Genomic DNA, 26,859 nt, shown 5'->3' with positions numbered 1-26,859 from the left:
GCGGCCCGGGAATTGTGACATTTTGTTGAACTTGGTCTGCAATCTGGATACCGGATGCGCCCAAGCATGGGGGGGCTGCAATCTGTGGTCCGTGCTATCGGGAACAAGCCGGGTGGCTCGTCGCATCACCAGGACAATTGCTGCGGCGGCCCTCCTGACGTGGCCCGCCACCATGGCCCATGCCCAGCGCGCCTCCCTCGATGTGCCCGCCCTACCGCTGTCGTCGGCCATCGCCGAACTCGGCCGTCAGGCTGGCGTGGAGATCCTGCTCAATGCTCCGGGCATGGAAGGGCGGCGCGCTCGCGGCGTGCAGGGCACTTTGCCCGCCAGCATCGCGCTGGCCAAGTTACTGCGGGGGCTGAACCTTGCCGCAAGACAAGTGGCTCCCGGAGTTTTTGTGATCTCTCCGGTCCAACCCCGCGTACAAAAGCCCGTCGGATCCGCCGCCCCTCCACCGCTTGTCGGAGCCGAAATCCTCGTTTCGGCAAGGCGCCGGCCGGAACTCGATGAGGATGTCCCCCTCCTCGTCATTCATCGGGCACCTGAAGACTTGCAGCGCAAGGCCGTCCGCACATTGGCCGATCTGGCAAAGATCACACCCGGCTTCGTCGCGACCGGCCAGACCACCAATGCCACTCCGTTGCTGGTCATGCGCGGTCAACGCCGGTCCATCAGTGACGAGAACCGCCTGCCGCTGGTGGTCTACCAGGACGAAGTGCCCCTGCCCAATCAGGCAGCACTCACCCCGCTTTACGATATGGCCTCGATCGAAGTACTGCGCGGACCGCAAGGCACGCTGTTCGGTCGCAATACGACGAGCGGTGCGGTGCTGCTACGCTCTGTGCAACCGGGCAGCGGCGTGCCTTCCTATATGGAAGCCGAAGCCGGAAACTACGGACTGTTCCGACTGGAAGGCGCGGTAGAACCGCCTGCCCAAGGCCCGTTCTCGCTGCGTATCACCGGGCAACGGATTCGCCGCGAAGGCTATACGCACCTGCTCTCGGGCGGTAGAGCCGACAATGCCCATAGCGAGGCCATTCGCGCCATCCTGCGCTTCGCCCCCGACAGCCCACTACGCTCCACCCTGAGCTTCGACATGCTGAACGCCAACGAACTCGGCGCCGCCTCGATCCTCACCGGGGTCTACGAAGGCGGCAGCGCCCGCAGCCCGGAAAACGCGCCCTATTACGACTGCGGCTCGGGCGCCTGCGATATCGACAGCTATTACGATATCCAGAAGACGCTCGGTCGGCGCACCTCGCAGTCCGGCATCGCGCCACGCTTCCAGCGCCGTTTCCGTGCGCTGGGCAACGTGACCGAATATGGTGACGATAAGCTGCTGATCCGCAACATTCTCGGCTGGCGGACGACGCAGGTCTTCTATGCGCTAGATGGCGACGGCACTCCGCTGGCCATCAACGATTCCACCACCCGGTCCGCGCTCAGCCAATGGACCGAGGAGTTTCAGGTGCAAGGCCGCGCGGGCGCGCTGCGCTACATTGGCGGCCTGTTCTATCTCGACAGCGCGCCGACCGGGCCGTTCCTGCAAGCCGTCTCGCGCTATGTCCGGCCCGACAATCCGCCCTACACCATCGCCACCTATCAGCACTTTCGCAGCGCCGCGATCTTCGGCCAGGTGACGTTCCCGATCGCGGAGACGCTCGTCGCCGATGTGGGCCTGCGCTACACAGGCGAGTGGATCAGCGGCTGCTCGCTGCGCTCGACCACAGCGGAGCCCGAATCCCGCAGGGCCTGCCTGGCCGAAGGCGGTTCCGCCGCCGAAGCCCGCTCGCGCCGTCTGACCTGGACGCTGGCGCTGACCAAGCGGTTGGGCGAGCACAGCATCTATCTGACCAGCCGCCGCGCTTTCCGCTCCGGCGGATCCAACAGTCCGGCGCTGGCCGGCAGCCTGTCGCCCTACCAGACGTTCAAGCCCGAGACCCTGACCGACCTTGAACTGGGCGCCAAGGGGCGTTGGACGCTGGGCTCCCTCACCGGCGCCTACACTGCGGCCGCCTATGTGGGCTTCTACGACAAGGTGCAACGCGCGCTGTTCCCGGACATCGATTACGACGGCGACGGCGACCTCTCGACCGACCCGATTACTCTTTACATCAACAGCGCCAAGGCCCGGATCGCAGGGCTTGACGGCGACCTTTCCGCCAATATTGGCCCGCGCCTCCACATAACACTGAGCGGATCGTGGATCGATGCGCGCTACACCAAAGTTATCGCCCCCGCCGCGCTGATGCCGCTGCTGGGCTCCGACCCGCTCCACAACCGCTTCACCTACATGCCGCGCTTCAGCGGCACGGTGTCCATCCTGCGCGAAATTCCGCTGGCAGGCACGCTGGGGCAACTCGATCTTAGCGCAGACTACAGCCATGTCAGCAAGATCCGCTTCACCGAACGCTCCGCCGAGACTTTCGGCAGCCAGCCGGGCTACGGTCTTCTCGGCGCGGCGATCGCGTGGCGCGGGCCAGGCGGGCTGCCGCTCGATATCGAAATCTGGGGTCGCAACCTGACCGACCGCTTCTACGCCAGCGGCGGCGGCACTCTCAACCCCGCCTATGCGGCAGGATCGGTCATCACCGGTCCGCCGCGCACGATCGGCATCAGGCTGCGCTACAGCTTCGAATAATCGCCCACGTCAGGGCGCGACGAGTTCGGCCCGCGTCGCGCTTTCGTTCTCGACCCGGGCAATCCCCGCGAGTTCGAGGCTCTGGAGGAAGCCCCGCGTCACCCCGATCCGGAAGGTCCCGCTGATCGGATGGGCGGCCAGCGAAGGGCTGGCGATGACGATTTCCTGTGCGCTGTAGCGGTTGATCTCGGCCACCGCGTCCTTCAGCGGCACACGGTCAAAGCTGATTGCCCCCTCGCGCCATGCCAGTTGCCGATCGACATCGACCGGCGCAATGCGGAACGTGCCGGCCCTCCAAACCAGTTGCTGGCCCGGCTTCAGCACGGCCGACTGCGCCTCCTTGCCAGCCGCGGCCGGCATGTCGACGCGCACCTGACCGTGCGCCAGCGTCACGCCCACACCGCCATCGAGGTCGCGAACCGCAAAGGCCGTGCCGAGCGCCGTCACTTTCACCCCGCCCGCTTCGACGACGAAGGGCTTGCGCGGGTTCTTGGCCACTTCGAAGAAAGCCTCCCCCCGCTTCATCGCGGTGCGGCGCAGCGTCTCGGTCTCGTCCACCGCCAGGTTCGAATCCGTATTCGCGGTGACGGTGGAGCCGTCGGTCATCCGGAACGTCACCTGCTGGCCCACGCCCGTGGAAATCGCCTGCCCTTCCGCACTGGCAATCGCCGGCGCCGATGGACCGCTCGGCTGAAGGCGCTGATAAAGCACCCCTGCGGACAGCACGGCGACGGCCGCAACCGCGGCGGCCAGCGGACGCTTCCAGCGTCCGCGCGGACGGCGGTTGGCCAAAGCTCGCTCCCGGATCGCCAGAATGCGGGCGTCGGTGCGCATGGCGCCCGCCCCTTCCCATGCCCGCTCGACACGGGCCCAGGCAATGCGATTGGCCTCGTCACGCGCGTGCCAGCGCTCGAAATCGTCGTAATCCTGCGCGGTCGCGCGGGGCGAACGGAACAGGCTGAAATAGGCCGCCGCCGTCGCTTCGGGCGAATCGATCTGCTCCAGTGCGCGGGCGTCGAACGGCCCAGCATCAGCGGGCTGATGATCCATGGACTTGCTCATGGCAGGTCCCTCGCGGCCAGAAAGCGCACCGCTTTCATCAGATGCCGACCAACCGCACTGGTGGAGATGCCGAGATGCTCGCCGATGGCATCGTAGGACATTTCCTCAAAGCGGTGCAGCACGAAGGCATCGCGCGTGAGGTCCGGCATTTCCTCCAGCGCATTGGCCAGCCGGTCTACGTCTTCGCGCCCGCGCAGCACCCGCTCGGGCGTCAGTTCCTCAACCGGATGGAACGGCTCTGTCAGCTCGAAATGCGCGCTGCGATGGCGAACGGAGTCACGGCGCGCGCGGTCGGTGAGCACGCTGGCGGCAACCTGGAACAGATAGCCTTCCACGTTGGCGATGGGATCGGTCTGCCCGCGCACATGCATGCGCACCAACACGTCCTGCACCAGATCATCGACATCGCCAGGCGCAGCGCGCTTGGCGATGTAGCGACGCAGCGCTGGCACATGCACCGAAAGATCGGGAGCACGTTCGTTCGGCGATGATCTGCGCAGCGAGAAAATGACGTCGATTCCCGGATCCGTATGAGCGTGCCCTCCTTAGCTCCGCACGCCCCGAAACGTCACCCGGAATATTTTTTCATCGAGAGCGAATGATCCGCGCCGGGCTGCGTCTTGCGATTGTCGGCCTGCGATCAGGGACAGGCCGGATTGATAAGGAACTAGAACAATATGTCCTGTCGCAGCCTATCCGCATTGCTTCTTGCTTCTTCCTTCCTATCCGTTTCCACCCCCGCAGCCTTCGCCCAAGCCGCCTCGCAAGTCTCCGAGGATCCGGGCGGCGACATCGTCGTCACCGCACGCCGTCGCGAGGAAAGCGCACAGACCGTCCCCGTCTCGGTAACCGCCTTCAACGAGACCATGCTGCGCGAAAAGGCCATCGTCAGCACACAGGACCTTACTTACACGACGCCGGGCCTCAACGTCGCCCCTCAGACGTCGCGCGATACGCCCAGCATCGTCATTCGCGGCCAGCGCCGCGCCACGGCAGGCGCCTCCGCGCCTTCGGTCGTCACCTATTTCGCCGACGTGCCGCTGCCCAACGAAGGCTCGATCGTGCCGACCTTCGACGTCGCCTCGATCCAGGTGCTCAAGGGCCCGCAGGGCACGCTGTTCGGCCGCAACACCACCGGCGGCGCGCTGTTGCTCTATCCCACCGCGCCGGACTACGACTTCGGCGGGTATGGCCAGGTCACGCTCGGCTCCTACAACGAGCGTACGTTCGAAGGCGCGGTCAATGTGCCGATCGTCGACCAGCGCATTGCCCTGCGCCTTGCCGGGCAGATCGCCCGCCGCGACGGCTACACCGAAAATCACGGCGTGGGCGGCGATCTCGACGATCGCAACAACAATGCCTTCCGCGCCTCGCTGCTGATCGAGCCGGTCGACGGCCTCAAGAACACCACCGTGTTCGACTGGTATCGCGCGCGGGAGAACGGCACCGGCCTCGTGCTCAACGGCGTCTACCCGAACCCCGCGGTCAGCGGCGGCGGCACCGCGCGCACGGCGGCGAACGCTCCCTATTTCGACTGCGGCGTCGCCGGCTGCGACATCGACATCGCGCTGTCAGAACAGCAGGCCGCCGGCGTGCGTGACATTTCGACCAGCATCGATCCCTACTCGAACCGCACTTTCTGGGGCCTTGCCAACACCACGACGCTCGATGTCGGCAGCGTTACCTTCAAGAACATCTTCGGCTATCGCAGCAGCAAGGTGGACGGTGCCCGCGACATGGACGGCACCTACCTTGCGCTCTACGACGGCATCTCCAACACCAATGTCCAGCAATACTCGAACGAGTTCCAGGTCATGGGCAAACTGTTCGGGGACAAGCTGGACTGGATCGTCGGCGCCTTCTACCTGAAAAGCGATCCGAACGGCGTGAACGGCAGCGTCACCTACTCAGCCGTAATCCCGGGCAAGACCTTCACCTATAACGAGAACTACAACACCTCGACCAGCAAGGCGCTGTTCGGCCAGATCGGCTATGCCTTCGGCGGCTTCGCCGATGGCCTGCGCTTCAACGGCGGTTTCCGCTACACCTGGGACAAGTCCTCGGGCTGCTCGGTGGCGACACTGGACACCGCCGCGCATATCGGCCCGGACGACTGCGCGACCGCCGGCGGCAAGACCGGCTCCGAAAAGTCGAGCGCGCCGACCTGGACTCTGGGCTTCGACTACAAGGTCAATGACGACCTGTTCCTCTACATCACCAACCGCCGCGGCTACCGTTCGGCGGGTTACAACCAGAGCGGCCTGTCGTCGTACTTCGATGGGTTCGAGACGTTCAAGCCGGAGAAGGTTACCGACTACGAAGCCGGCATCAAGTCAAGCTGGCAGGTCGGCACGGTAAAGGGCCGCTTCAATATCGCTGCCTACACCAGCAAGTACAACAATATCCAACGCTCCATCTTCCCCGGCGCCAACTTTGACGGCGACAACAACTCCGCCAACGACCCCAGCAGCCTGATCATCAATGCCGCCAAGGCCAACATCAAGGGCACCGAGTTCGACTTCTCGGTGACCCCGCTTCACGGCTTCACCCTTTCCGGCTTCGGCGCCTATACCGATGCCAAGTACGACGAATACGATGCTCCGGCGGCCTTTATCCCGCTGCTCGGCACCAATCCGGTGAACAACAAGTTCTCCTACACGCCGAAATGGACCGTGGGTGGCGGCGCACGTTATGCGCATAATCTCGGCGACTTCGCGGAACTGGTGTTCAATGCCAACTGGTTCCACAGCACGAAAGTCTGGTACGTCGAACGTCCGCTGGACACCAACGGCATCCAGAAGCCTTACGACACCGTCAACCTGAAGCTGGACTTCAACAATATGGAAGATCGGGGCATCGACCTCGGCTTCTTCGTTCGCAACCTGTTCGACGTCACTTACGCGGCGGCGGGCGGTGTGGTGACACCTTCGATCACCTCGACCACGCTCGTCTACAACGAACCGCGCGTGTTCGGCGCCCAGCTGCGCGTGTCGTTCGGCAAACGCTGACCAGAACCATGCCCCGCGCGAACCACACTTCAGTAAATGTGGTCGTCGCGGGGCGACCTTTCGATACGACTTTCCAAGAGGATAGCCCGATGAAATCCCTCGTTCGTACCGCCCTTTTCGTCCTCGCCGCCGGCGCCAGCGCGCCTGCCCTCGCAGGCCCCCTTGCCGAAGCGGACCGCGCTGCGATCCTGGCCGACGTCGATCGCGGTTCGGCTGCAATGGCGCGCAATGCCTTGCAGATCTGGTCCTGGGCCGAAGTCGGCTTTCAGGAAACCAAAAGCTCCGGCCTGCTCCAGAAGGAACTGAAGACCGCAGGTTTCCAGGTGACGCCCGGCATCGCCGGAATGCCGACCGCGTTCGTCGCCAGCTTCAAGACCGGCGACGGCCCGGTCATCGGCATCCTTGCCGAGTTCGACGCCCTGCCCGGTCTCGCCCAAGCCGCCGAGCCGGAACGCCACGCGCTTGACGGCATTGCCGGTCACGCCTGCGGTCACAACCTGTTCGGTGCAGCTTCCGTCGCCGCTGCCATCGCCACCAAGAACTGGATGGTCGCCCACGGAATCAAGGGCGAACTGCGCGTCTACGGCGCTCCGGCCGAAGAAGGCGGTTCGGGCAAAGTCTTCCTCGTCCGTTCGGGCCTGACCAAGGACGTCTCCGCCATGCTCCACTGGCATCCGGGCGACGGCTACAGCGCCATGCAGGGTCACGCCCTCGCCAATGTCAGCGCCAAGTTCCGCTTTCACGGCATTGCGTCGCATGCCGCCGCCGCGCCCGAGCGTGGCCGTTCGGCGCTCGATGCGGTCGAAGCCATGGACAACATGGTCAACATGATGCGCGAGCACGTTCCGCAGGAAACCCGCATCCATTACGTGATCACCGACGGCGGCAAGGCGCCAAACGTCGTCCCCGACACTGCCGAAGTCTACTACTACGTCCGCCACCCGGACCAGCAGCAAGTGGCGGAGATCATGGAGCGTGTGAAGAAGGCGGCCGAAGGCGCTGCGCTCGGCACCGGCACCACAGTCGAGTACAATCAGATCGGCGGCACCTTCGACCTGCTGCCGAACGACACGCTCGGCCATGTCATGTACGAGAACCTCAAGCAGGTACCGCTGCCGACCTACACGGCGCAGGAACAGTCCTTCATCGACAAGATCAGCGCCACCCTGCCCAAGGGCGGCCGCAAGGGCCCGAGCGGCGTCGCCCCCTACAGCAGCGGCGAAATCATGTCCGCCTCCACAGACGTCGGCGACGTCAGCTACACCACGCCGACGGCTGGACTTTCGGCGGGGACCTGGGCGCCGGGCACGCCGCCGCACAGCTGGCAGGCGGTTGCCGCCAGCGGCACCAGCGTCGGCACCAAGGGTGCCGATGTCGCCGCCAAGACGCTGGCGCTGACCGCCGCGCAGCTCTTCCAGAGCCCCGACACGCTCGCCGCAGCCAAGGCCGAACTCGAGGAGCGTCGCGGACCGAACTTCGTCTACCGCTCGCTGCTCGGCGACAAGGCGCCCTCGCTCGACTACCGCAAGTCGGGTTCGAAGGACTGATACCGAACCACCCTCTGCCCGGCCCGGCGAAGCCTTGCTTTGCCGGGCCGGGTCTTTTTCGGTTCCCCAACAAGCGAGAAATCCATGTCACGTCGCCTGACGACCACGATCGTCGCCGGGATGGTATCCGGCGTCTGCGCCGGCTTCGCCGCCCACCGGATGGCAGGCTCGGCCGAGGCCGCGAAGGAAGTGGCGGGCTACTTCCACCTGCTCGCCGATGTCTTCCTCCACCTTATCAAGATGATCATAGCGCCGCTGGTGTTCTCGACGCTGGTCGCAGGCATCGCGCATATGGGCGACAGCAAGACGCTGGGGCGGATCGGCGGGCGGGCGATGGCCTGGTTCGTGATCGCCAGCCTGATCTCGCTGACGCTCGGCCTTGTTTTCGTGAATGCCTTTGCACCCGGCGAGGGGCTTAACCTCGTACGTTCGGGCGCAAGTGCGGGCGTCGATGCACAAGCACTCAATTTCCGTGACTTCGTGCTGCACGTCTTCCCCACATCGATGGTCGGCGCGATGGCGGACAACTCCGTCCTCCAGATCGTGGTCTTCTCGATCTTCATCGGCGTCGGCCTCACCGCGCTGGGCGAGACCGGCAGACCGGTCGTCGTGCTGATCGAGACGATGGTCGAGCTGATGCTGAAAGTGACCGGCTACGTCATGCGCATGGCCCCGCTCGCGGTGTTCGGCGCCCTTGCCGCCGCCGTGACGACCGAGGGCCTCGGCGTGCTGAAGACTTTCGGCGCACTGGTCGGCGAGTTCTATCTGGCCCTGATCTCGCTATGGATCCTGCTGCTGTCAGCCGGCGCGGTGTTCCTCGGCAAGCGCATCTTCGCGCTCATCGGCCTTGTACGCGAGCCGGTGCTGCTCGCCTTCTCCACCGCATCGTCCGAAGCCGCCTATCCGCGCATGCTGGAACAACTGGACCGCTTCGGCGTGCCGCGCCGGATCAGCAGCTTCGTGCTCCCGCTGGGCTACAGCTTCAACCTTGACGGTTCGATGATGTACGCCACCTTCGCGACGATGTTCATCGCCCAGGCTTACGGCATAGGCCTGCCGCTCGCTACGCAGTTCACGATCCTTCTGGTGCTGATGGTGACGAGCAAGGGTATCGCCGCAGTCCCACGCGCTTCACTGGTGGTGGTCGCCGCCACGCTCGCACAGTTCGACCTGCCGGTCGAAGGCGTCGCCTTCATCCTTGCTGTCGATCACTTCATGGACATGGGCCGCACTGCGACCAACGTGTTGGGTAATGCTGTCGCCACCTCGGTAATTTCGAAGTGGGAGGGGGCACTTGCACCGCCGCGTCCTTCTGCTGCAACTGCAGTCCGAGACGCTATTCCAGCCTGACCATCACCGCGATGAGGCAGCCAACTGCAATTCCGCGTCCCATTCCGGATGGCAGAACTCAATTGCATCTCAAGGAGGCCGCCTGGCTTCGCGAAATCCTCTCTCCTTGCCGTTTTCGAATGACGATGGAAGTGTCCGGCATCTGCCCGTGCCCAACCGCCGTAGCGGGAGCACGGGGCAGGCACTCAATTTCCATTCAATCGAACTCGTACGCTCTTTCGCCATGAAGGCTTAAATCGAGGCCGTCATGTTCCTGCTCGGCATTGACGCGCATTGGAAGAAGCAGGGCTGCGGCGCGCGCTGCAATCAAGGTGAGTGCCACTGACCAGAGAGCCACGATCACAACCGCAGCGACCTGAACAAGCATCTGGCTGGTGATGGTCTGTCCTGCCGACAGCCCGGAGCCGCCGAACGCCTTGCTTGCGAATATCGCCAACAAAACGGACCCCAACATTCCGCCGACGCCGTGGACGGCGAATACGTCCAGGCTATCATCGACCTTCCAGCGATGCTTCACTCCCAGCACCGACGCGAAGCAAACGAGCGAGCCCAGGATGCCGATGATGACAGCGCTCGTTGGCGAAACGTATCCGGCAGCCGGGGTGATCGTTGCAAGGCCTGCTACTGCGCCAGTCACGACACCGATGGACGTCGGCTTGCCGATCTTCAGGTGCTCGGCCGCAGCCCAGGTGAGAGCTGCCGCAGAGGCCGCCAGATGCGTGGCGATAATTGCGGCGCCCGCGGACTGATCGGCAACAAGAGCCGATCCACCGTTGAACCCGAACCAGCCGACCCACAACATACCGGCCCCGATCATCGTCATCGCCGGACTGTGCGGCGGGATCATCGAATGCGGGAAGCCCTTTCTTGGTCCGATCAGGATCGCCAATGCAAGCGCCGCCATGCCGGCAGTGGTGTGGACCACGATGCCACCGGCAAAGTCCCGCGCGCCAAGCTGCGCCAGCCAACCGCCGTCCCACAGCCAATGCGCAACGGGCGCATAGACCAGCACCAGCCACAAACCCGAAAAAAGCATCAGCCAGCCGAATCGAACACGCTCGGGAAACGCGCCGACAATGAGCGCCGGTGTGATGATCGCGAAGGTCATCTGATAGAGCGCAAAGACATTCTCGGGCACGGTCAACCCCGATCGAATGGCCGTCAGGCCATTGAGCCCGATCGCCGAGAGGTCACCGATGAACGGGTTGTCGCCTCGGAAAGCGAGACTGTAGACCCCGAGGAACCAGAGGATCGAGGCCAGCGCCGCAAGCCCAAAACAGTGCATCAGCACTGACAGGAAATTCTTGGCGCGAACCAGCCCGCCATAGAAAAGTGCCAATCCCGGCAGCGTCATGAACAGGACGAGTGCCGCGCCGAGGATCAAGAGCAACGTGTCCGCCTTGTCGATCGTTCTGGCGGTCGAGGCGGCTCGGGCCACGGTCGGACATAGGGAAACGGAAAAAATTACACCAAATCGGCACGCATTGCGCAACATAATTGCTCTTTCCCGGCACCCATCGTCTCTTTCGTGCGGGCAGCTAGCGCGCAGGAATGGAATGCGCAATGCGAACATTGTGATGATGTAAAAATCGGGGATGGCATCGACAGAATATCGTCGTTCCCGGCCGCGCTCGGCACCTCCCGGATACCGATTGGGCACGGCCTGATCCGTGCATTCCTGGGAACGTAGCCTAACAACCGCAGCCCGAAGCCACCGCCCGCACCTCAGTTAGCCAAGGCGTAGACCCGGCAATGCTGAAGGTAACCCGCCTCATGCCGGGCGGCGAGTTCGACAACCGATCGCCAGAGCCATGACGGCGCGTCAAGGTCCGAGGAGCGCCCCTTTTTCAAGGCCTGGAGCCAATCCCGGCGCATCGCATCGTCCATCTGGCGCGCATGAGCCTTGCCGACGACATACGCGAGAAAACGCGCCGCCTTCTGCGCCTCGCGTTGCGAGAACTGCTCGACCTCGATCTTGAGATCCTGCGGCATCAACTCCCTGACGAACATCGAATGGCCAAGAAGCCGCGCCGTCGCCATCCGCTCACCGAGATTGGGGGAAAGCGCAATGGCTGCCGCAAGCACACGCTCGGCCGGCTCGCTCGGCATCGTTGCGCCACGCGCGGTAGGCGCAATCGGATCGACTGCCTCCTTGAGGTCGATCAGCGAATAATCGACTGCATCGCGCCCTTTCAGCCCGACAATCGCGGCAAGCCGAAGCAGTCCAAGCGAACTGCATCCCTTCATCCAGTAGGCCGCATCCGCCATGAACGGCTTGCGATCCTCTCCCTTGCGGTCGAGCGAGAGGATCATGCGGCTGACAGGTGGATGGATCACGATTTCGCGCAAGGCGTCCCGTTCCTCGGCCGCCAGCGGCCAGAATCGTTTGCCGATCGGAATAGCCGGATCGACATCCTCCAACCGCTCTTTCGCAAGATGCCGCCACTTCCGGCCGAGAGCGCGGCGACGTACCGTGCGGACGACGTCAGGCTCCTCCTGGAGCTCCATCTCCTTCTCGTCAGGAGACACGAAGGCTCGTTCATAACCCTCGATCATCTCTTCCATCATTCGCGCAGTGACCACGCCCGGCAGGTCCGATCCCCGGGCGGCCGTTGCCAGCGATAAGCCCAGGCGGATCAGATCGTGCGCGGGATTGCCGATCACCGCCTGATCGAGATCACGGATTTGGATGGCGACCTTGCCGTTGCCGTCCGCGATCGGGCCGAGATTGCCGAGATGGCAATCGCCGCATATCCACACCGGCGGCCCGTCGGGAATGAACCACGCGGCTGCTGAGTCCGCCAACCATTCGTAAAACCGCAGCGTATTTCCCCGCACGTAAGCGTGTGCGGAGCGTGCCATCTTCAGATCCCTCCGGGCATGCAAGATGGAAAGACGTTCTGCTGGATTGAAGAATTTCATACAGCAAAGAACGAGCAACAAAATCACTGGTTCCGCTTACCCGACGGGAGAGCTCAACACTGTGTCCCGCTCTCCAAGCTTTTTGCCCGTTCAATAAATCACAAGGCTCGGTGCACGCCGGCCTTCGTAGTGGATCGGGCCGCCCTGACCCGTTCACGGCCCTTGATTCATCGAATTGAGGATGAACCTGAACAACCGGATGCGGGATCTGCCGGCCGTTCAGGCGCAGAGCAGCGAGCGGCAGCTTCAGCAAAGCATTTACCGCAAATTTCCGGGCACATTCCGATAATGAAATTATCAAACTTGCGCCGCCCCCCGGCGTTAGCATAGACCTGCCCGCCCGTGCCGGCCCTTCTTTCATGCAAAGGAGGCGAAGAAGCTGCCCGTCACGTGTGCTGGATTTTTTATAATGACGGATGACGGAGAGGACCGGCTGCTTCATCTGGTCGGATGGGTCGGTCGCCATGTGCTTCCTCACGAACGCCATTTGCGCAAGTGGCTGCGTGCGACCTTCCCGACGATAGATGTCGATGATGTCGTGCAGGAGGCCTATTGCCGTATTTCCGAACTGGAGCGTGTGGATCACATCGAAGATCCGCGCAGTTACTTCTTTCGCACGGCCCGCAATATCGTGCTGGAGCAGGTGCGGCGGGAGCGCGTGGTCCGCATCGAGGCGGCCAGCGGCCTGGCCGAGATGGAAAACGGACTGGTGGATGAATTCTCTCCAGAGCGGATCGCTGCCGGGCGCAGCGCGCTGCAACGCGTGGAGCGGCTGATCGACGCTCTGCCGGAGCGAGCACGACAGGTCTTCCGCCTTCGCAAGATTGAGAATGTGCCCCAGCGCGAAATCGCGGTCCGGCTTGGCCTGACCGAGAATGTCGTCGAAAACGAAGTGGCGCGCGGCCTGCGCCGCATCCTGAATCAAATGACGGAAGACGAACGCACAGACATTCCGGCTCGCCGCAAGCCCTCTAATTCCTTGCGCGGGGCACGTAAGCAGCCATGATCGACGAAATCGCCTCGCAATGGGCTGCAGCCCTCGATCGCGGAATCGATGCTGCCGAACGCGCTCGGCTGGATGCCTGGCTGGCGGCCGACCGTCGCCACAAAGGCGCCCTCCTTCGCGCCCGCGCCGCGATGAGCGTGCTGGATCGCTGCCGGATACTGGCCGGATCCGACGCCGCTGAAGGGGATGCCTATCCGAGCGCCGCCAACGAAGACGGCGGCCTTGCGCCGCCCCCCACGTCGGCTTTCGCGCGCCGCCGTGTCCTGGCCTTTGGCGGAGCCGGGATCGCTGCGGCCCTGGCCGGCGTGCTGTCGTTCACGCTCTGGCCCAAGGCGACGACGCTCGGCACCGATACCGGCGAAATCCGAAGGGTCCCGCTGGCCGACGGCTCTCTGGCGGTCATCAATTCGGGCAGCGAATTGCGCCTGTCGTTCACCAGCCGCAAGCGCGACGTACAACTGGCGAAGGGAGAGGCCTGGTTTCAGGTGGCAAAAATGCCCGATCGCCCCTTCACGGTCAGCGCGGGGCCGGTCAGCGTCCAGGCCGTGGGCACCGCATTCAGCGTGCGCCGCCGGAACGGCGCAACCGAAGTGGTCGTGACCGAGGGTACGGTGAAAGTCTGGTCGGCCGGGACGCCGGGCAGCACGTACGTCAAGGCAGGCCACAGCGCATTCGTCAGCGATGACGGTGTGGAAGTGGCCTCGCTCGATGGGGACGCGGCGGACCGGCAACTGGCCTGGCGCGATGGCCGCATCGTGTTCGAGGATGCGCCGCTTTCGCAGGCCGCCGCCGAATTCAACGTCTATCACGCCCAGCAAATCGCCGTCGACCCGGCGTTTGCGGACAAGCGCGTGATCGGATCCTTCCAGACCGACGATATCAACGGCTTCGCCTCGGCCACGGCCGCGATGGTTGGCGGCCGCGTCGTGCACGAGGGCAACGTCATCCGCATCGTTCCGTAAAAATTTTTCGCCGGACTGACGGAAACCGGATCGCCGACCATCTTTCTCAAAAAATGGCTGAAATGTTCGGCCGTGATAATTGGGAGGTAACATGCGATCCGTCCGCCGTTTCCACGTGCAATCAGCTCTGCTGGCAAGTGTCGCCGGAGTATCCATGCTGGCCAGCACCCCGGTGCTGGCGCAGGATCAGATTCATAATTTCAACATTCCCGCGCAGGACGCCGGCAAGGGTATCCTTGCCTTCGCGCAGCAGGCCGGGATCCAGGTTCTGGCCTCCGGCGCCACTACGCATGGCCGTAAGGTCAACGCCGTGCAGGGCCGCTACACCGTCGAGGAAGGTCTGCGCCGGCTGATCTCCGCCAGCGACCTGCGCGTCGTCTCGTTCGACGGCCGGACCGCGGTGCTGGCAGAGCGTGCCGCACCCTCCGTCCGTACGGGACTGACCAGCGCTTCCTACGGTCAGGCCGCCTCTGTCATGACCGGCGCTTCGGCACCGGCCGGCGCGGCGCAAGCCGCCGACACGGTCGATTCCGCACAGGAAAGCGACGCAAGCTCTCCCGAGATCATCGTTACCGGCAGCACCTCCGGCCGGCGTACGCTGTTCAACTCCTCGTCCAACGTCACGCTGGCCAGCAAGGAAGAACTTCAGCGCAAGGCCCCGCGCTCGATGGCGGAATCGCTGGAACTGGTGCCCGGCATCTTCGTGGAAGGCACCGCCGGCCCCGCTTCCAACAACTACTCCGTGCGCGGCCTGCGCGGTGGCGGCCAGGCCTTCATCACCATCGAGCAGGACGGCATGCCGATCCTCTATGCCGGTGGCGGCGCGGACTTCTACTTCCAGCAGGACCTTTCGGTGGACCGCATGGAAGCGGTGGCCGGCGGCACCTCGGGCATCCTTGCTCCCAACGGCGCCGGCGCGACGATCAACTTCGTCTCCAAGAAGCTGAGCTACGACAAGCCGACCGGATCGATCCGCGCAACCGGCACGACCTATGACGACTACCGCGTGGACGGCTATTTCTCGGCCCCGCTGGCCGACAACCTGGCCTTTGCCGCCAGCGGCTATTTCTGGAGCCAGAAGGGCCAGCGCAAGTCGCCGTTCCGCTACGACAGTTTCCAGATCAAGGGTGCCCTGGAAAAGCGCTTCGACGACGATGGCTTCATCCGCGTCAGCTATCAGCGCCGTGACGAAACCGATCCCTACTATGCCGACATGCCCTTCGCGGTCGACGCATCGGGCAAGATCAGTTCGATCCCCGGCATGGACATGAAGTACGACAATATTCTGGGCAGCGCCTTCCAGTACCTTGGCGTACCAGTGTCTTCGGCGACGGGCCGCACCATCCGACCGTTCCGCGGCGACAACGGCATCCACACAACGTCGAACACCTTCCGCCTCGACTTCGAAAAGCCGCTGAACGAAGACCTGAAGCTGTTCGGTCGTGCCCGCTATCTGGACGGCAAGTACGACTTCAACGGCATCTTCCCCGGCAGCGGCGCCGGCACTTCCGGCCTTGCCTCTGCCGTCGACTACCTGACGCCGGGCGTATCGCCGGTCGCCGATCTGCTTACCGCCGGGCAGACTGCCTTCGCAGGCACTACCCAGTTCGGCATTCGCGACGTGCAGACCGGCCGGATCATCGCCGCCTCCGATACCGCGACGCTGAACGCACTGAACGGCAATGGTCTGCTTCAGCAAACAGTGCTGAACCATCAGACGCTGTCCACCAAGGATTTCGGCAGCGATTTCGGGCTGAAGTGGGATACCCGGGGCAACTGGTTCGAAAACTCGCTGACCGTGGGCGGCATGTACTACAACGTGCGCCGCAAGAACGACCAGTCGGGCGTCGCCTACGCCATCAACGACGTGACGAACAACTCGCACATCTACGATCTCGTCGCGCTGGATGCGAACGGTAACGAGCTTGGCCAGCTGACCAACAACGGCATGCTGAGCTACGGCAACTGGGGCCAGGGCATCTTCAACGACAAGGTCAGCTCCGCCTCGGCCTATTTCAACGATGAACTTGTCATCAACGACAAGCTGCACATCGACTTCGGCGCCCGTTACGAGCACCAGCATGTCGCCGTGAACATCGGCAACACCGCCGCTGTCAATGAAGCCGTGCCCACTGGGACGCCCGGCCTTGCGCAGACCGTGGGCAGCACGTTTGACGGCACCTACACGCACTCAAGCGCCACCTATCACGACTGGGCCTACACGGCCGGCGTGAACTACGAACTGACCAGCAATATCTCGCTTTACGTTCGCGGCGCCAAGGGTTTCCAGACCAACGGGGGCGACACCGGCGGCACGCACAAGCCCACCGACCTTACCCTCTACGAAGGCGGCGTGCGCTTCCGCACGGGGATGCTCAGCGCATCGCTGATCGGCTTCCGCACGATCTTCAAGAACCAGTCGTACCAGTTCATCGATCCCACCGATCCGACAGAAGCCGCCAATGCGCTGGCGAACAACAAGACCAACGGTGTGCAGCTCGATGCCGAATTCCGTCCGGTCTCGTTCTTCGCGATCACGGCAACCGGCGTCTATCAGGATCCGAAGCTGAGCAACTTGCGCTTCGATGGCGTGGCGCAGCCACAGTATGAAGGCAATACCCCCGAACGCACGCCGAAGAAGCTGCTGACGGTCACGCCGGTCTTCACGCTGCCCGGAGGTCTGGGCGAAATCTATGGCCGCTGGAAATACATCGGCAAGATCTACGCGGATTCCGGCAACGGCGTCGCCCTGCCCAGCTACAACGTCTTCTCGATCGGTGCGAACGTGAACGTGACCGATCAGGTGAACGTCAGCGTCAGCGTGGACAACCTGACCAATGCCAAGGGCTTCACCGAAGGCAACCCGCGCCAGGGCCAGACCCAGACGATCGTCAACGGCTACTTCTACGGCCGCTCCATCGCAGGGCGCAACGCGCTGGCATCGGTCACCTATTCGTTCTGATAGAGCCCGCTTCCGGTCACCGCGCATAGTTGCGGTGACCGGACCTACTTGAGAAGCCGGAGACACCCCGTCGATCCCATGATCGCGCTCCGGTTTCGGAAGGCCGCGCTCCCCCCTCCTCCTCCCGGAGCGCGGCCTTTCACTTCTGCATGGAGCTTTCCGATGCCCCCCCTGTTTCGCAGATTGGCCGCGCTGGCTTTGACCGCCGCCCCGCTGCTCACCATCCCTTTGGCCCTGTCCTCGCAAGCCTCCGCTCAAACGCTGCGTGAAGGCCTGAACCTCAACAACTTCGTCCAGCAAGGCCCGGTCGCGGCGCATGTGCTGCTGCGGTCCGGCAACGACCCGCGCGTGATCGTCGCCTTCCCGGCCGGCAACAGCGGCGTCGGCCTGTGGTTCGAGAAAGTGCCCCAGGCGGCCGAATGGTCGATGACCGGCCAACCGCAACCCATCACTCAGACCGACGCGCAAGGCCGCCCGCTGCGCGGCGTCACCTTCCGCGCAGAGATCCGCGCTTCGGAACTGGTGGTGCGGCAGGCCGTACTCTCCAGCGTGCGCGTGCTGCGCGACTATCAGGGCCTTGGCACCGCACCGGCGGAAATCCTCGTCCCCGGGCAAATCCAGGCGAATACGCTCGTCTGGGCGCGGGATCGTCTGGACGGCGCGCCGGGCTACAAGCTGGCGCTGACGGTGGAGCAAGGCAGCGTCTCCGGCAACAGGATCACTGCCGGACCGGACGGCAAGATCGTCTTCAGCGTAACCGCGCTCACCGGCGAACAGCCGCTGACGCCTTACACGCCCGATACGCTGCTGACCGACAAGGCAGCGCAGGATCCTGCCGCCCGGGCCGCGTTGCAATTCCTCAGCTACCATGAGAAGTTCATGGCGGGCTCCTGGAGGTTCAACACCTATTTCGGTCGCGATACCCTGATGTCGGTGCGGATGCTGATGCCGGCCCTTCAGCCCGAAGCGGTGGAAACCGGGTTGCGTGCAGTGCTCGAACGTCTCTCGCACGATGGCAACGTCGCGCATGAAGAAGACATCGGCGAGTTCGCGGTGCTCGATCACATGCGCGAAGGGCAAGGCAAGTCTGCAGCGCCCACGTTCAACTACGCGATGATCGATAGCTCGTTCATGCTGGCGCCCGTCACGCAGGCGTGGCTGCTGGACGATCCGCGCGGCAAGGCGCGTGCGACGGACTTCCTCTCCCAGCAGGATCAGGGGCGCCCGCTCGGTGAAGCCCTGATGACCAACATCCGCTTCGTCGCGCAGCAAGCGCAATCCTTCGCCAAGGATCCGCGTTGGCAGAACCTGATCGCGCTGCATGAAGGCATGGAAGTGGGCGAATGGCGAGACAGCAACGAAGGGCTCGGCGGCGGCCGCTATCCCTATGACGTCAACGCCATCCTAGTCCCCGCCGCGCTCGACGCCGCCGATGCACTGGCCCGCGCCGGCCTGCTCGACGCCTACGCCAAGCCCGAGGACAAGGCGATGCTGGCGGACCTGGCCCGCACGGCCAAAGTCTGGCGCGACAATGCACCGCCGCTGTTCCTACAGACGGTAAAGCCTGCCGCTGCCCGCGCTGCCATCGCCGCCTATGCCAAGCAGGAGAGCGTGCCGGACGCCGCCGCGCTGGAGGCTGCGCGTCGCCCCATCCGCTATCACGCCATCGCGCTGGACCGCGCCGGCAAGCCGGTGCCGATCGTCAATTCCGACGAAGGCTTCGCGCTGATGTTCGGCCATCCCACCGCAGATCAGCTGACGGTCGCGGCCCAGACCATCGACAACGCCTTCCCCGCCGGACTCATGACAGGAGCGGGCATGCTGGTGGCCAACCCAGTCTTCGCTTCGCCCGAGTTGCAGGCCAAGTTCGGCCGCAATGCCTATCATGGCACCGTCGTCTGGTCGTGGCAGCAGGCGCTGGCCGCCTCCGGGCTTGCCCGCCAGATCGCACGGAGCGACCTGCCCGCCGGCGTCTGCAGCCAGCTTCTGAAAGCGCAGAACAGCTTGTGGGACGCCATCGCTGCCAGCCGTAGCGTGCAGAGTTCGGAACTCTGGTCGTGGAACTATGCGGACGGCGCCTACCGCGTGGTTCCCTTCGGCGCCAGCGGCGCGGACGTGGATGAATCCAACGCCGCGCAGCTGTGGAGCACGGTGTTCCTCGCCGTCCAGCGCCCCGCCTCCGGCACGGGATGCGGCCAATGACGGGACAGGCGGCAGACCGCGCGCCCATCCGTTCGATCGTCATCCTCGGCGGCGGCACGGCGGGATGGATGACGGCTGCCGCCTTGTCCAAAGCGCTGCAAGCCAACGGGATCGAGATCCGGCTGGTGGAGTCCGATGCCATCGGCACGATCGGCGTGGGCGAGGCGACCATTCCGACGATCCACTGGTTCAACCAGCTCATCGGTCTGAACGAAGCCGAATTCATGGCCGCCACCAAGGCGACCTACAAGCTCGGCATCGAATTCCAGGGGTGGCAGGGTGATGGCCATGCCTATTTCCATCCATTCGGCACTTATGGTGGCCCCGGCGACGGCGCGACCTTTCCACACCGCCTGACCCGGGCATGGTTGGGAGGGCTGGACGCCTCGCCCGAAGACTATTCGCTGACGACGCAACTGGCCCGCCAGCGCCGTTTCATCCAGCCAGCGAACGATTCGCGATCACTGCTCTCCACACTCGGCTATGCCTATCACTTCGATGCCGGGCTCTATGCCGCCTTCCTGCGACAACAAGCGGAAGCACGCGGCGTGCGCCGCCACGAAGGCAAAGTCACCGAAATAGAGCAAGACGGCGAAACCGGTTTCATCCGCAGCATCGCTACCGACAAGGGCGATCGCCTCACGGGAGACCTGTTCATCGATTGCTCCGGCCTGCGCGGCCTGCTGATCGAGGATCGCCTGAAGGCCGGATTCGAGGACTGGTCGCACTGGCTGCCGTGCGACGGCGCCTGGGCCGCGCCGACACCCGCCGATGCGGCACCGGTGCCCTACACTCGCGCCATCGCGCATGAAGCCGGTTGGCGCTGGCGCATCCCGCTACAACACCGCATGGGCAACGGCTATGTCTTCTCCAGCCGCTTCCAATCGCCGGAAGCCGCACGCGAAACGCTGCTCGGCGCGATCGGAGAACCCAGCGCCGAACCGCGCCTGATCCGCTTTACCCCCGGCCGCCGCAAACGCGCGTGGGTGCACAACGTCGTCGCCATCGGCCTTTCCAGCGGCTTTCTGGAACCGCTGGAATCGACCAGCATCCACCTGATCCAGACTGGTATCGGCAAGCTGCTCTCTCTGTTCCCCCGCGCCGGCTGCGACCCGCTGCTGGCCGAACAGTACAACCGCGTCTTCGCGCGCGAGATGGAAGACGTGCGCGATTTCCTGGTGCTGCACTATCACTTCACCGCCGGCCGCAGCGAGCCGATGTGGCAGCACTGCCAGTCAACCGCGATGCCTGAAACCCTGGCCTATCGGATCGCGCAGTTCAAGGCGTCCGGCCGGATCATGCTGACGAACGAGGACCTGTTCCGCGACGCCAGCTGGTTCGCGGTGATGACCGGCCAGGGCATCCGCGCGCGCGACTATGCCCCGGTGCTGGATGCCATGCCGGACGCGGAGAACCTGCGCCACCTGGAAGCCGTCCGCGCCGCCGTTCGCCAGTCCAGCGAACGCATCCCCCCGATCGCCTGAGGAATGTCCGTCTTGCCCTTTACGCTTCCCTCGCCGAGAGCCCGCCTTCACAAGACCGGGCTTGCTCTGACCGCACTTGTGCTGACCGGCGCCCTCGCCTGCGGCGCCCAGGCCGCGCCGCCGCAGAGCCCGCAAGACACCTTCGGTCCCTTGTTCGAAGCCGTGCAGACCGACCGGGTGTTCTCCGATGGCAAGACTTTCGTAGACGCGGTTCCCCGGGAAGACGCCGAAACCATCATGCAAGCCTGGCGCACCGAACAGCCTCAGGGCCGCGATGCCTTGAGCGCTTTCGTCAAACGCCATTTCGACGTTCCACCCGCACCGGGCGAACGCCTTCCCTTGCGCGCGCATATCGTTACTCTCTGGCCCCAACTGACCCGCCCGCCGCTCACGCCGCCGTCCGGTTCGTCGGCCCTCGCCATGCCGGAATCCTACGTCGTTCCCGGCGGTCGCTTTCGCGAGGTCTACTATTGGGACTCTTATTTTACGATGCTTGGACTGAAGTCGGACAATCGTCCCGACCTTGTCGAAAGCATGATCGATAACTTCACCAGCCTCATCGAACGCTACGGCCACATCCCGAACGGCGCGCGTACGTATTACCTCAGCCGCTCGCAACCGCCGTTCTTCGCCCTCATGCTCGATCTGTCCGAACAGACCGATGCAACAGTCCGCGCGCGGCGCCTCGCCGCGCTTCGCAAAGAGCACGCCTACTGGATGGCCGGCGAGGCATGCGCCAGGGCCAGTCGGAAGCCGTGCGAGCGCGTGGTTCCAATGCCGGATGGCAGCCTGTTGAACCGATACTGGGATGACCGCGACACTCCGCGCGACGAATCCTTCGCCGAAGACCGCGTAACTGCTGCGAAGGCGCCCGGGCGTCCAGCTGCCCAAATGTACCGCGACTTGCGCGCCGGCGCCGAAAGCGGATGGGACTTCAGTTCGCGCTGGTTGACCGATCCGAACGACCTTGCGACGATCCGGACCACATCGATCGTCCCCATCGATCTCAACGCCCTGCTCTGGGCAATGGAAACGCGCATCGCCAAGGGGTGCGCAGAGACCGCCGACCAACCCTGCCAGCGCGAATTCACCAAACGCGCCGACGCCCGCAAGGCTGCGGTCGACCGCTACCTCTGGCTTGCCAAGGAAAGCCGCTTCGCAGATTGGTCGTGCGATGACGGCAAGACGACGGCCGTACTGTCCAGCGCGATGCTTTACCCCTTGTTCGTAGGCATGGCATCTCCTGCCCAAGCCAAGGCCGTCGCAACAACGACGCGCGCCAAGCTAGTGGCACCGGGCGGCCTTCGCACAACCGGCACGCGGAACGGCCAGCAATGGGATGCACCGAATGGCTGGGCTCCGCTCCAATGGGTCGCGATCCACGGGCTCGGCCGTTACGGGGAACAGGATCTGGCGCGTGATATCGCAAGCCGGTGGATCAAGACGGTGAACGTCACTTATCACGAAACTGGCAAGATGCTGGAGAAGTACGACGTTGAGGAGCAGCGGCCCGGTGGCGGCGGGGAGTACCCTCTTCAAGACGGGTTCGGCTGGACCAACGGTGTGACCAGCGCGATCCTCGAACGATATCCAAACACCCTACCCTAAAGGGCGCTCGCCCGTCTGAAGCAGCACACCATTCCGCGGCTATCGCCCAGCGTGGCGATAGCCGCGCACGCTTCAAATCTTCTGCGAGCCGTGTTGCGATAGGAAAAATTCGAGTTGCATTGGAAAAGCGGGTTGGTGCACTCGATCGGACATTTCAAAAAAAAAGCTAAGCTAATGGCTACGTAGCGAAGTGGAACCATCACCGCCCGCTGAAGGGCGCATCGATGATCAAGCCCAACGCTACTAAGCTCCTGACCCAACGGCGAAGCCACCGAATATCTGAGACTTTCGCCTGGAACTCTCGAAAAGCTTCGCGTTGTCGGCGACGGCCCGGCTGCCAGGTAATTCTGGAAACGCGTCGTCTATGCCCTTTCTGATCTTGAAGCATGGGCAAGCCGCCGATCGCTCAACAAGACCAAGGGAGTTGCTCCTCGAGCACCGTCCGACCTAGATCCCAAGACAGCCGACGCGACCGCATTTGTCAGCCGCTGGGCTGTCAGCGGCAGCTTCGGTAACGATGCCGCTGAAAAAGTCGTCTGTCGACCTGGCCGACGACCGCGATGGCTGCGGGCAAGTGGAGTTTGCCCGCCTGAGGTCGTGACGGGCTGCCTAGCGAGGCTGATCTTGGCCAACTTGCGGAGGTTCTGAGCGGCCGCGGCGAGGTGATCCACTCGTCTCCCTGCACCTGGGTCCGGGCAAAGTCTCGCGCACCCTCATGGATTGATCGAATAAGCCACTTCGACGTGTACCTCCGCGCACAAACGCCGCTCCGATCGGATCCCGAAACAGTATCCCACGATCAGCATGCGCAGCATTAGCTCAGGATCAATCGAGGGCCAACCGATCGCACTTTAGAACCCTCGCAGATGCTCGCGCATGGCTGGCAAGTCCACGAACCGGTCGATCGCCCGAAGCAGATGATCGGCAGGTACGTGCTGATCGAACCCGAAACTCGTAAAACCAGGCCTCCTGCGCTACGCGGCGCTTGCCCATCATCGCTTGAAACCCATCAAAATATTGAATCAGAGGCTCACCGCGACTTCAATGCCGACTTTCTTCAACGACATCGTCAGTTAGGTGTCGCTGGGAAGCATAGGGAAGCAGGCTTCCGCGGAAAGGGTCGTCGGAGCCCCCGGAAGGAAGCCCTTGATAGCAGAGTTGTACGGTATCGAAATCGCTACCTTGTTTGCGTTGGACAGCCCCTTGCAGGCGATGTTCTCGCTGATCGTCACATTCTCGGACTTGACCGTCAGGCCCAGGCTGGACGCGCGATTGACAGCGTAGGAGAGTTCTGGTCTGACTGCTGGCGCAATTCGCAGAGACGCTCATGCATCGGACAGTGGCAAAGGCCACGTCTTTCAGGACATGCTGGCTCCACAGAAACCGACCGGTCTCGATCAGCCCGATCAGCATCAGAATGAACACAGGGGCGACGATTGCGAACTCGATCAGCGTTGCCCCACGCCTGTCGCCGCAAAGGCTGCGCTTTTTCATTGTAGGCGAACCGTCGTTTGTCGAACGATGTCGCTTGTCAGCGAGCGCGGCACCATGAATGGCGCGAAGCCCGATCTCGAACGGATCGTCAGATAATACCCCGCCGTCGTCGTCATGCCCGTACAAGCCGAGGCGCAGGCCTGCGCGTGATAGGTGCCATCGGCTTGCAGGCAGGCACATTCCCGCGACGTGTTGGTGCAGGCATTGAGTTGACCGTTGCAGCTTAGCGCGGTTTCCAGCGATCCATTTTCGGACAGGGTGCGCATGTAGGCGGGAAGATCGCTGTAAGGCACGCTCAGGCGCGCATTGAACGCACTGATCGCCGTAGCCGAAAGCGCTTCGTCCACTTTGGAGCGCTGAATATAGTAAAGCGCGAAATCCAGGCCGATGGAGATCACCAGGAACAGCAAGGTGCTCCACAGCGCGAATTCGACGGCGACCACGCCGCTTTCGTCGGCAAGGACGTTGCCTTTGCGCATGCTACTTCACCAACCTGATTTGAGGGCCTGTCGTTCCCCCACCGGCGGAACCGTCGATGCTCGACTTGCAGGTGGAGCCCGTAGCATTGCCGTCCTTAGCGTTGATTTTATTGGCGATCAGCATGAAGCAATTGCTCGAGTTGCCGCCGGAATCTCCATTAGAAGTGCCGCCCGACATCGTCACCGTGGCATTGGGGACGTGGACCACCCCATTGAACACGTTGACCGCTCCTGCCTCCCATTTCACGTCGGAGCTTGTATTCGAATGAACGAGCAGCCCGCTGATTGCCCCACCCGAAACCGAACTTGATGGCGCGGACAGTTTGGTCTTCGCACCCCCGCCCAGATTGAGCGCTCCTGACAGGATGAAGGAAACGTCGTAGCCCACCATATCGAAACCCGAACCATCGGCACCGTAAGTCATGCCAGTGCGCGAGGATGTGTAGGGCCAGGTCGTTCCGCCCGTTCCGTTGGTGAAATTACCAGCCACCGTGTAACGCCCCTTGCCGAAATAGGCGGCGCCTCCAATCGACAAATTGCCGACGATGTAGTGATTGACGGTCTGGCCGAAGGCGATCCGGCTGCCGTCCCTCGCCACAACATTGCCGATTGCCGAAAACGCGCCGTCGCCCATAAACATGCGGCCACCTTGGCCGACATCGATAGCGTTGCCGGCGCTGTTAGCGCCTATGATGATGTTGCCGTTGCCGACAATGAGTTCACTGCCGCCCGCCGTGTTCACACCGGAAAGCACCGTGAAATCGCCATTGCCCAGCGCGGAACTGCCGCCGCCTGATAGTGTCAGCGAACGAAAGGCATGATTGCCTACACCCATGTCCAGATAGATGCCGCCACCAAGAGAGACAGGCGCGTTGATCGTCACGTCGCCATTGCCCTTTTTGTTGGTGCCGCTGAAGGTGACTGTGCCGCTGCCGATCCACAGTGTTCCATTACCGATTGTCACGCCATTGGAGCCGCTATCGAAGCCTCCGTTAACCCGGATATTGCTGTCACCGAAGTTCACGGTCGAACCACCGCCGATGCTCACGCCATTGGCGATAGTGATGTTCGAACCGGATTCGAAAGTGACCTTGATGCCGCCGCCGACGATAAAGGCACCGATGGTGTAATCGCCCTTCGGGATCACGTATTCGCCGGTGTAAGGCCCGGTGCGATAGGCCGTGACGGCAGCACTCGGGCTCCATGACAGGTTCCACTCGCTGCCCGATGGCGTCACCGGGTTTGAAAGCGTCGGCAGCGGCGCGTGGTTGCCGATCTGGGCTATGGCCGCCTGAAGTTCGGAACTGCTCGCCCAAGGATCCGACAAAGTGGTAGTGACGTTGTGCCGGTCCTTTGCAGGCGGCAGGTTGCTATTCCACGCCGGAACGCTCAGCCCATTGGCATAGCGCAAGGAATTGGCGGTCAGAGTGCCGTAGGCAAGCGCTATGCTGCCGCTACCCGAAATGATGTCGCTCGCCTTGATCAGCGTTCCGTTGTTGGTCACGTCGCCAACGGCGGCGACCGAGCAATCCGAAGCCACGATCGATGCACCGCCTTGCACCTGAAGCGCGTCCGACGCCCCGCTGAGTGCAAGAAAGCACGGCGCAGCATAGGGCGCTTCGCTGCTCACGATCGCGGCAGCGTCGGCAGCGACGGAATAGCTTCCCGAAAAGCCGAGTACGGCGGCCAGCGTGTAGGGCACCGAATGGGTGACGGTCACGCGAACCGAGGTGTCGCCCGCGTTAGGAAAGTCGGACACGAGTTCCGCCTTGACGACGGCGGTGGACAGTTCGTTTGCGACCGCGATCGATCTCGCCGCAGCGTTGATGTCCGCACTTTCGCTCGCCCGGTATTCCATCGCGGCGCCCAACGCGGCCATGTCCGCCACGCGCTGATTGAACAGACGCTGGTTGTAGCCGCGGTTAAGGTCAAAACCCAGGCCGACGCTGCCGATCACCACCGGCAGGGACAGCGCCACCAGCGTCGAAACGCCGCCACTTTTGCTACGCAGAAATTGCCGGCCAAACTGCCGCAGCTTTCCGAGCGCCTCAAGATACGGGATCCTGAGGCAAAGCGGCGTTGGGAGTGGCATCCCGGAGTTAACTGACGAACGCGAACATGGCGGGCCGATC

At 63.4% G+C, this 26,859-nt stretch carries 17 protein-coding genes and 1 pseudogene; 10 read left to right on the top strand and 8 right to left on the bottom strand.

All coding sequences use genetic code 11. From position 1 onward, the window contains the following. Positions 1-172 precede the first annotated feature (172 nt). Positions 173-2,641 (top strand): TonB-dependent receptor domain-containing protein, encoded by a 2,469-nt coding sequence (locus WBP07_RS28645; RefSeq protein ID WP_395396632.1) that lies wholly within the window; start codon positions 173-175, stop codon positions 2,639-2,641. A 9-nt stretch (positions 2,642-2,650) separates the two neighbouring features. Here WBP07_RS28645 and WBP07_RS28640 read toward each other — a convergent pair whose 3' ends face one another. Together WBP07_RS28640 and WBP07_RS28635 are read right to left on the bottom strand one after the other, a co-directional pair. Further along, complete coding sequence (locus WBP07_RS28640) at positions 2,651-3,703, bottom strand: FecR family protein (RefSeq protein WP_395396631.1); 1,053 nt, start codon at positions 3,701-3,703, stop codon at positions 2,651-2,653. Continuing rightward, positions 3,700-4,155, bottom strand: a complete 456-nt coding sequence (locus tag WBP07_RS28635; protein ID WP_395396630.1) for an RNA polymerase sigma factor — start codon at positions 4,153-4,155, stop codon at positions 3,700-3,702. Before WBP07_RS28635 ends, WBP07_RS28640 begins: the two co-directional genes overlap by 4 nt. A 249-nt stretch (positions 4,156-4,404) precedes the next feature. On the opposite strand from WBP07_RS28635, the gene WBP07_RS28630 reads away from it, so the two are divergent. The 3 genes from WBP07_RS28630 (at position 4,405) to WBP07_RS28620 (ending at position 9,608) form a co-directional block, all read left to right on the top strand. Beyond that, entirely contained in the window at positions 4,405-6,711 is a 2,307-nt protein-coding gene (locus tag WBP07_RS28630; RefSeq protein WP_395396629.1) for a TonB-dependent receptor, read from the top strand. An 89-nt stretch (positions 6,712-6,800) separates the two neighbouring features. Then, entirely contained in the window at positions 6,801-8,258 is a 1,458-nt protein-coding gene (locus WBP07_RS28625) for an amidohydrolase (protein ID WP_395396628.1), read from the top strand. A gap of 84 nt (positions 8,259-8,342) precedes the next feature. Then, the gene (locus tag WBP07_RS28620) at positions 8,343-9,608 is read left to right on the top strand and encodes a dicarboxylate/amino acid:cation symporter (RefSeq protein WP_395396627.1); all 1,266 of its coding nucleotides are present in this window, start codon (positions 8,343-8,345) and stop codon (positions 9,606-9,608) included. A 196-nt stretch (positions 9,609-9,804) separates the two neighbouring features. On the opposite strand, the gene WBP07_RS28615 is transcribed toward WBP07_RS28620, so the two are convergent. Together WBP07_RS28615 and WBP07_RS28610 are read right to left on the bottom strand one after the other, a co-directional pair. Next, the gene (locus WBP07_RS28615) at positions 9,805-11,103 is read right to left on the bottom strand and encodes an ammonium transporter (RefSeq protein ID WP_395396626.1); all 1,299 of its coding nucleotides are present in this window, start codon (positions 11,101-11,103) and stop codon (positions 9,805-9,807) included. A gap of 230 nt (positions 11,104-11,333) precedes the next feature. Further along, complete coding sequence (locus WBP07_RS28610) at positions 11,334-12,530, bottom strand: DUF2252 family protein (RefSeq protein ID WP_395396625.1); 1,197 nt, start codon at positions 12,528-12,530, stop codon at positions 11,334-11,336. Positions 12,531-13,017: 487 nt separating this feature from the next. Between WBP07_RS28610 and WBP07_RS28605 the strand changes: the two genes are divergently transcribed. The 6 genes from WBP07_RS28605 (at position 13,018) to treF (ending at position 22,754) form a co-directional block, all read left to right on the top strand. Beyond that, a complete protein-coding gene (locus tag WBP07_RS28605) occupies positions 13,018-13,536 on the top strand; it encodes an RNA polymerase sigma factor (protein WP_395396624.1) in 519 nt (172 codons plus the stop codon). Beyond that, positions 13,533-14,498 carry a FecR family protein gene (locus tag WBP07_RS28600; protein WP_395396623.1) on the top strand — a complete coding sequence of 322 codons (966 nt, stop codon included), beginning with the start codon at positions 13,533-13,535 and terminating at the stop codon, positions 14,496-14,498. Before WBP07_RS28605 ends, WBP07_RS28600 begins: the two co-directional genes overlap by 4 nt. Before the next feature lie 154 nt (positions 14,499-14,652). Beyond that, positions 14,653-17,460: a TonB-dependent receptor domain-containing protein gene (locus WBP07_RS28595; RefSeq protein WP_395396622.1), complete on the top strand. Its 2,808-nt coding sequence runs from the start codon at positions 14,653-14,655 to the stop codon at positions 17,458-17,460. A gap of 162 nt (positions 17,461-17,622) precedes the next feature. Continuing rightward, positions 17,623-19,662 carry a hypothetical protein gene (locus tag WBP07_RS28590; protein WP_395396621.1) on the top strand — a complete coding sequence of 680 codons (2,040 nt, stop codon included), beginning with the start codon at positions 17,623-17,625 and terminating at the stop codon, positions 19,660-19,662. Beyond that, on the top strand, positions 19,659-21,146 hold the full coding sequence (locus WBP07_RS28585; RefSeq protein WP_395396620.1) for a tryptophan halogenase family protein: 1,488 nt from the start codon (positions 19,659-19,661) through the stop codon (positions 21,144-21,146). Before WBP07_RS28590 ends, WBP07_RS28585 begins: the two co-directional genes overlap by 4 nt. Positions 21,147-21,158: 12 nt before the next feature. Beyond that, positions 21,159-22,754, top strand: coding sequence for an alpha,alpha-trehalase TreF (gene treF, locus WBP07_RS28580; protein WP_395396619.1), 1,596 nt, complete (start codon positions 21,159-21,161; stop codon positions 22,752-22,754). Between the two features lie 728 nt (positions 22,755-23,482). Here treF and WBP07_RS28575 read toward each other — a convergent pair. The 4 genes and pseudogenes from WBP07_RS28575 to WBP07_RS28560 form a co-directional block, all read right to left on the bottom strand. Further along, positions 23,483-23,750, bottom strand: a pseudogene (locus WBP07_RS28575) (transposase); the annotation flags it as partial. A gap of 45 nt (positions 23,751-23,795) precedes the next feature. Next, on the bottom strand, positions 23,796-24,248 hold the full coding sequence (locus WBP07_RS28570) for a TadE/TadG family type IV pilus assembly protein (protein WP_395396618.1): 453 nt from the start codon (positions 24,246-24,248) through the stop codon (positions 23,796-23,798). Beyond that, a complete protein-coding gene (locus tag WBP07_RS28565; protein ID WP_395396617.1) occupies positions 24,245-24,727 on the bottom strand; it encodes a TadE/TadG family type IV pilus assembly protein in 483 nt (160 codons plus the stop codon). Before WBP07_RS28565 ends, WBP07_RS28570 begins: the two co-directional genes overlap by 4 nt. 1 nt (position 24,728) lies before the next feature. Continuing rightward, positions 24,729-26,705, bottom strand: coding sequence for a hypothetical protein (locus WBP07_RS28560; protein WP_395396616.1), 1,977 nt, complete (start codon positions 26,703-26,705; stop codon positions 24,729-24,731). Positions 26,706-26,859 lie beyond the last annotated feature (154 nt).

Source organism: Novosphingobium oxfordense, assembly GCF_044029435.1.
Lineage (GTDB): Bacteria > Pseudomonadota > Alphaproteobacteria > Sphingomonadales > Sphingomonadaceae > Novosphingobium.
The sequence above is the reverse complement of the archived record's forward strand: the minus strand, read 5'-3'. Positions and strand labels throughout refer to the sequence as shown.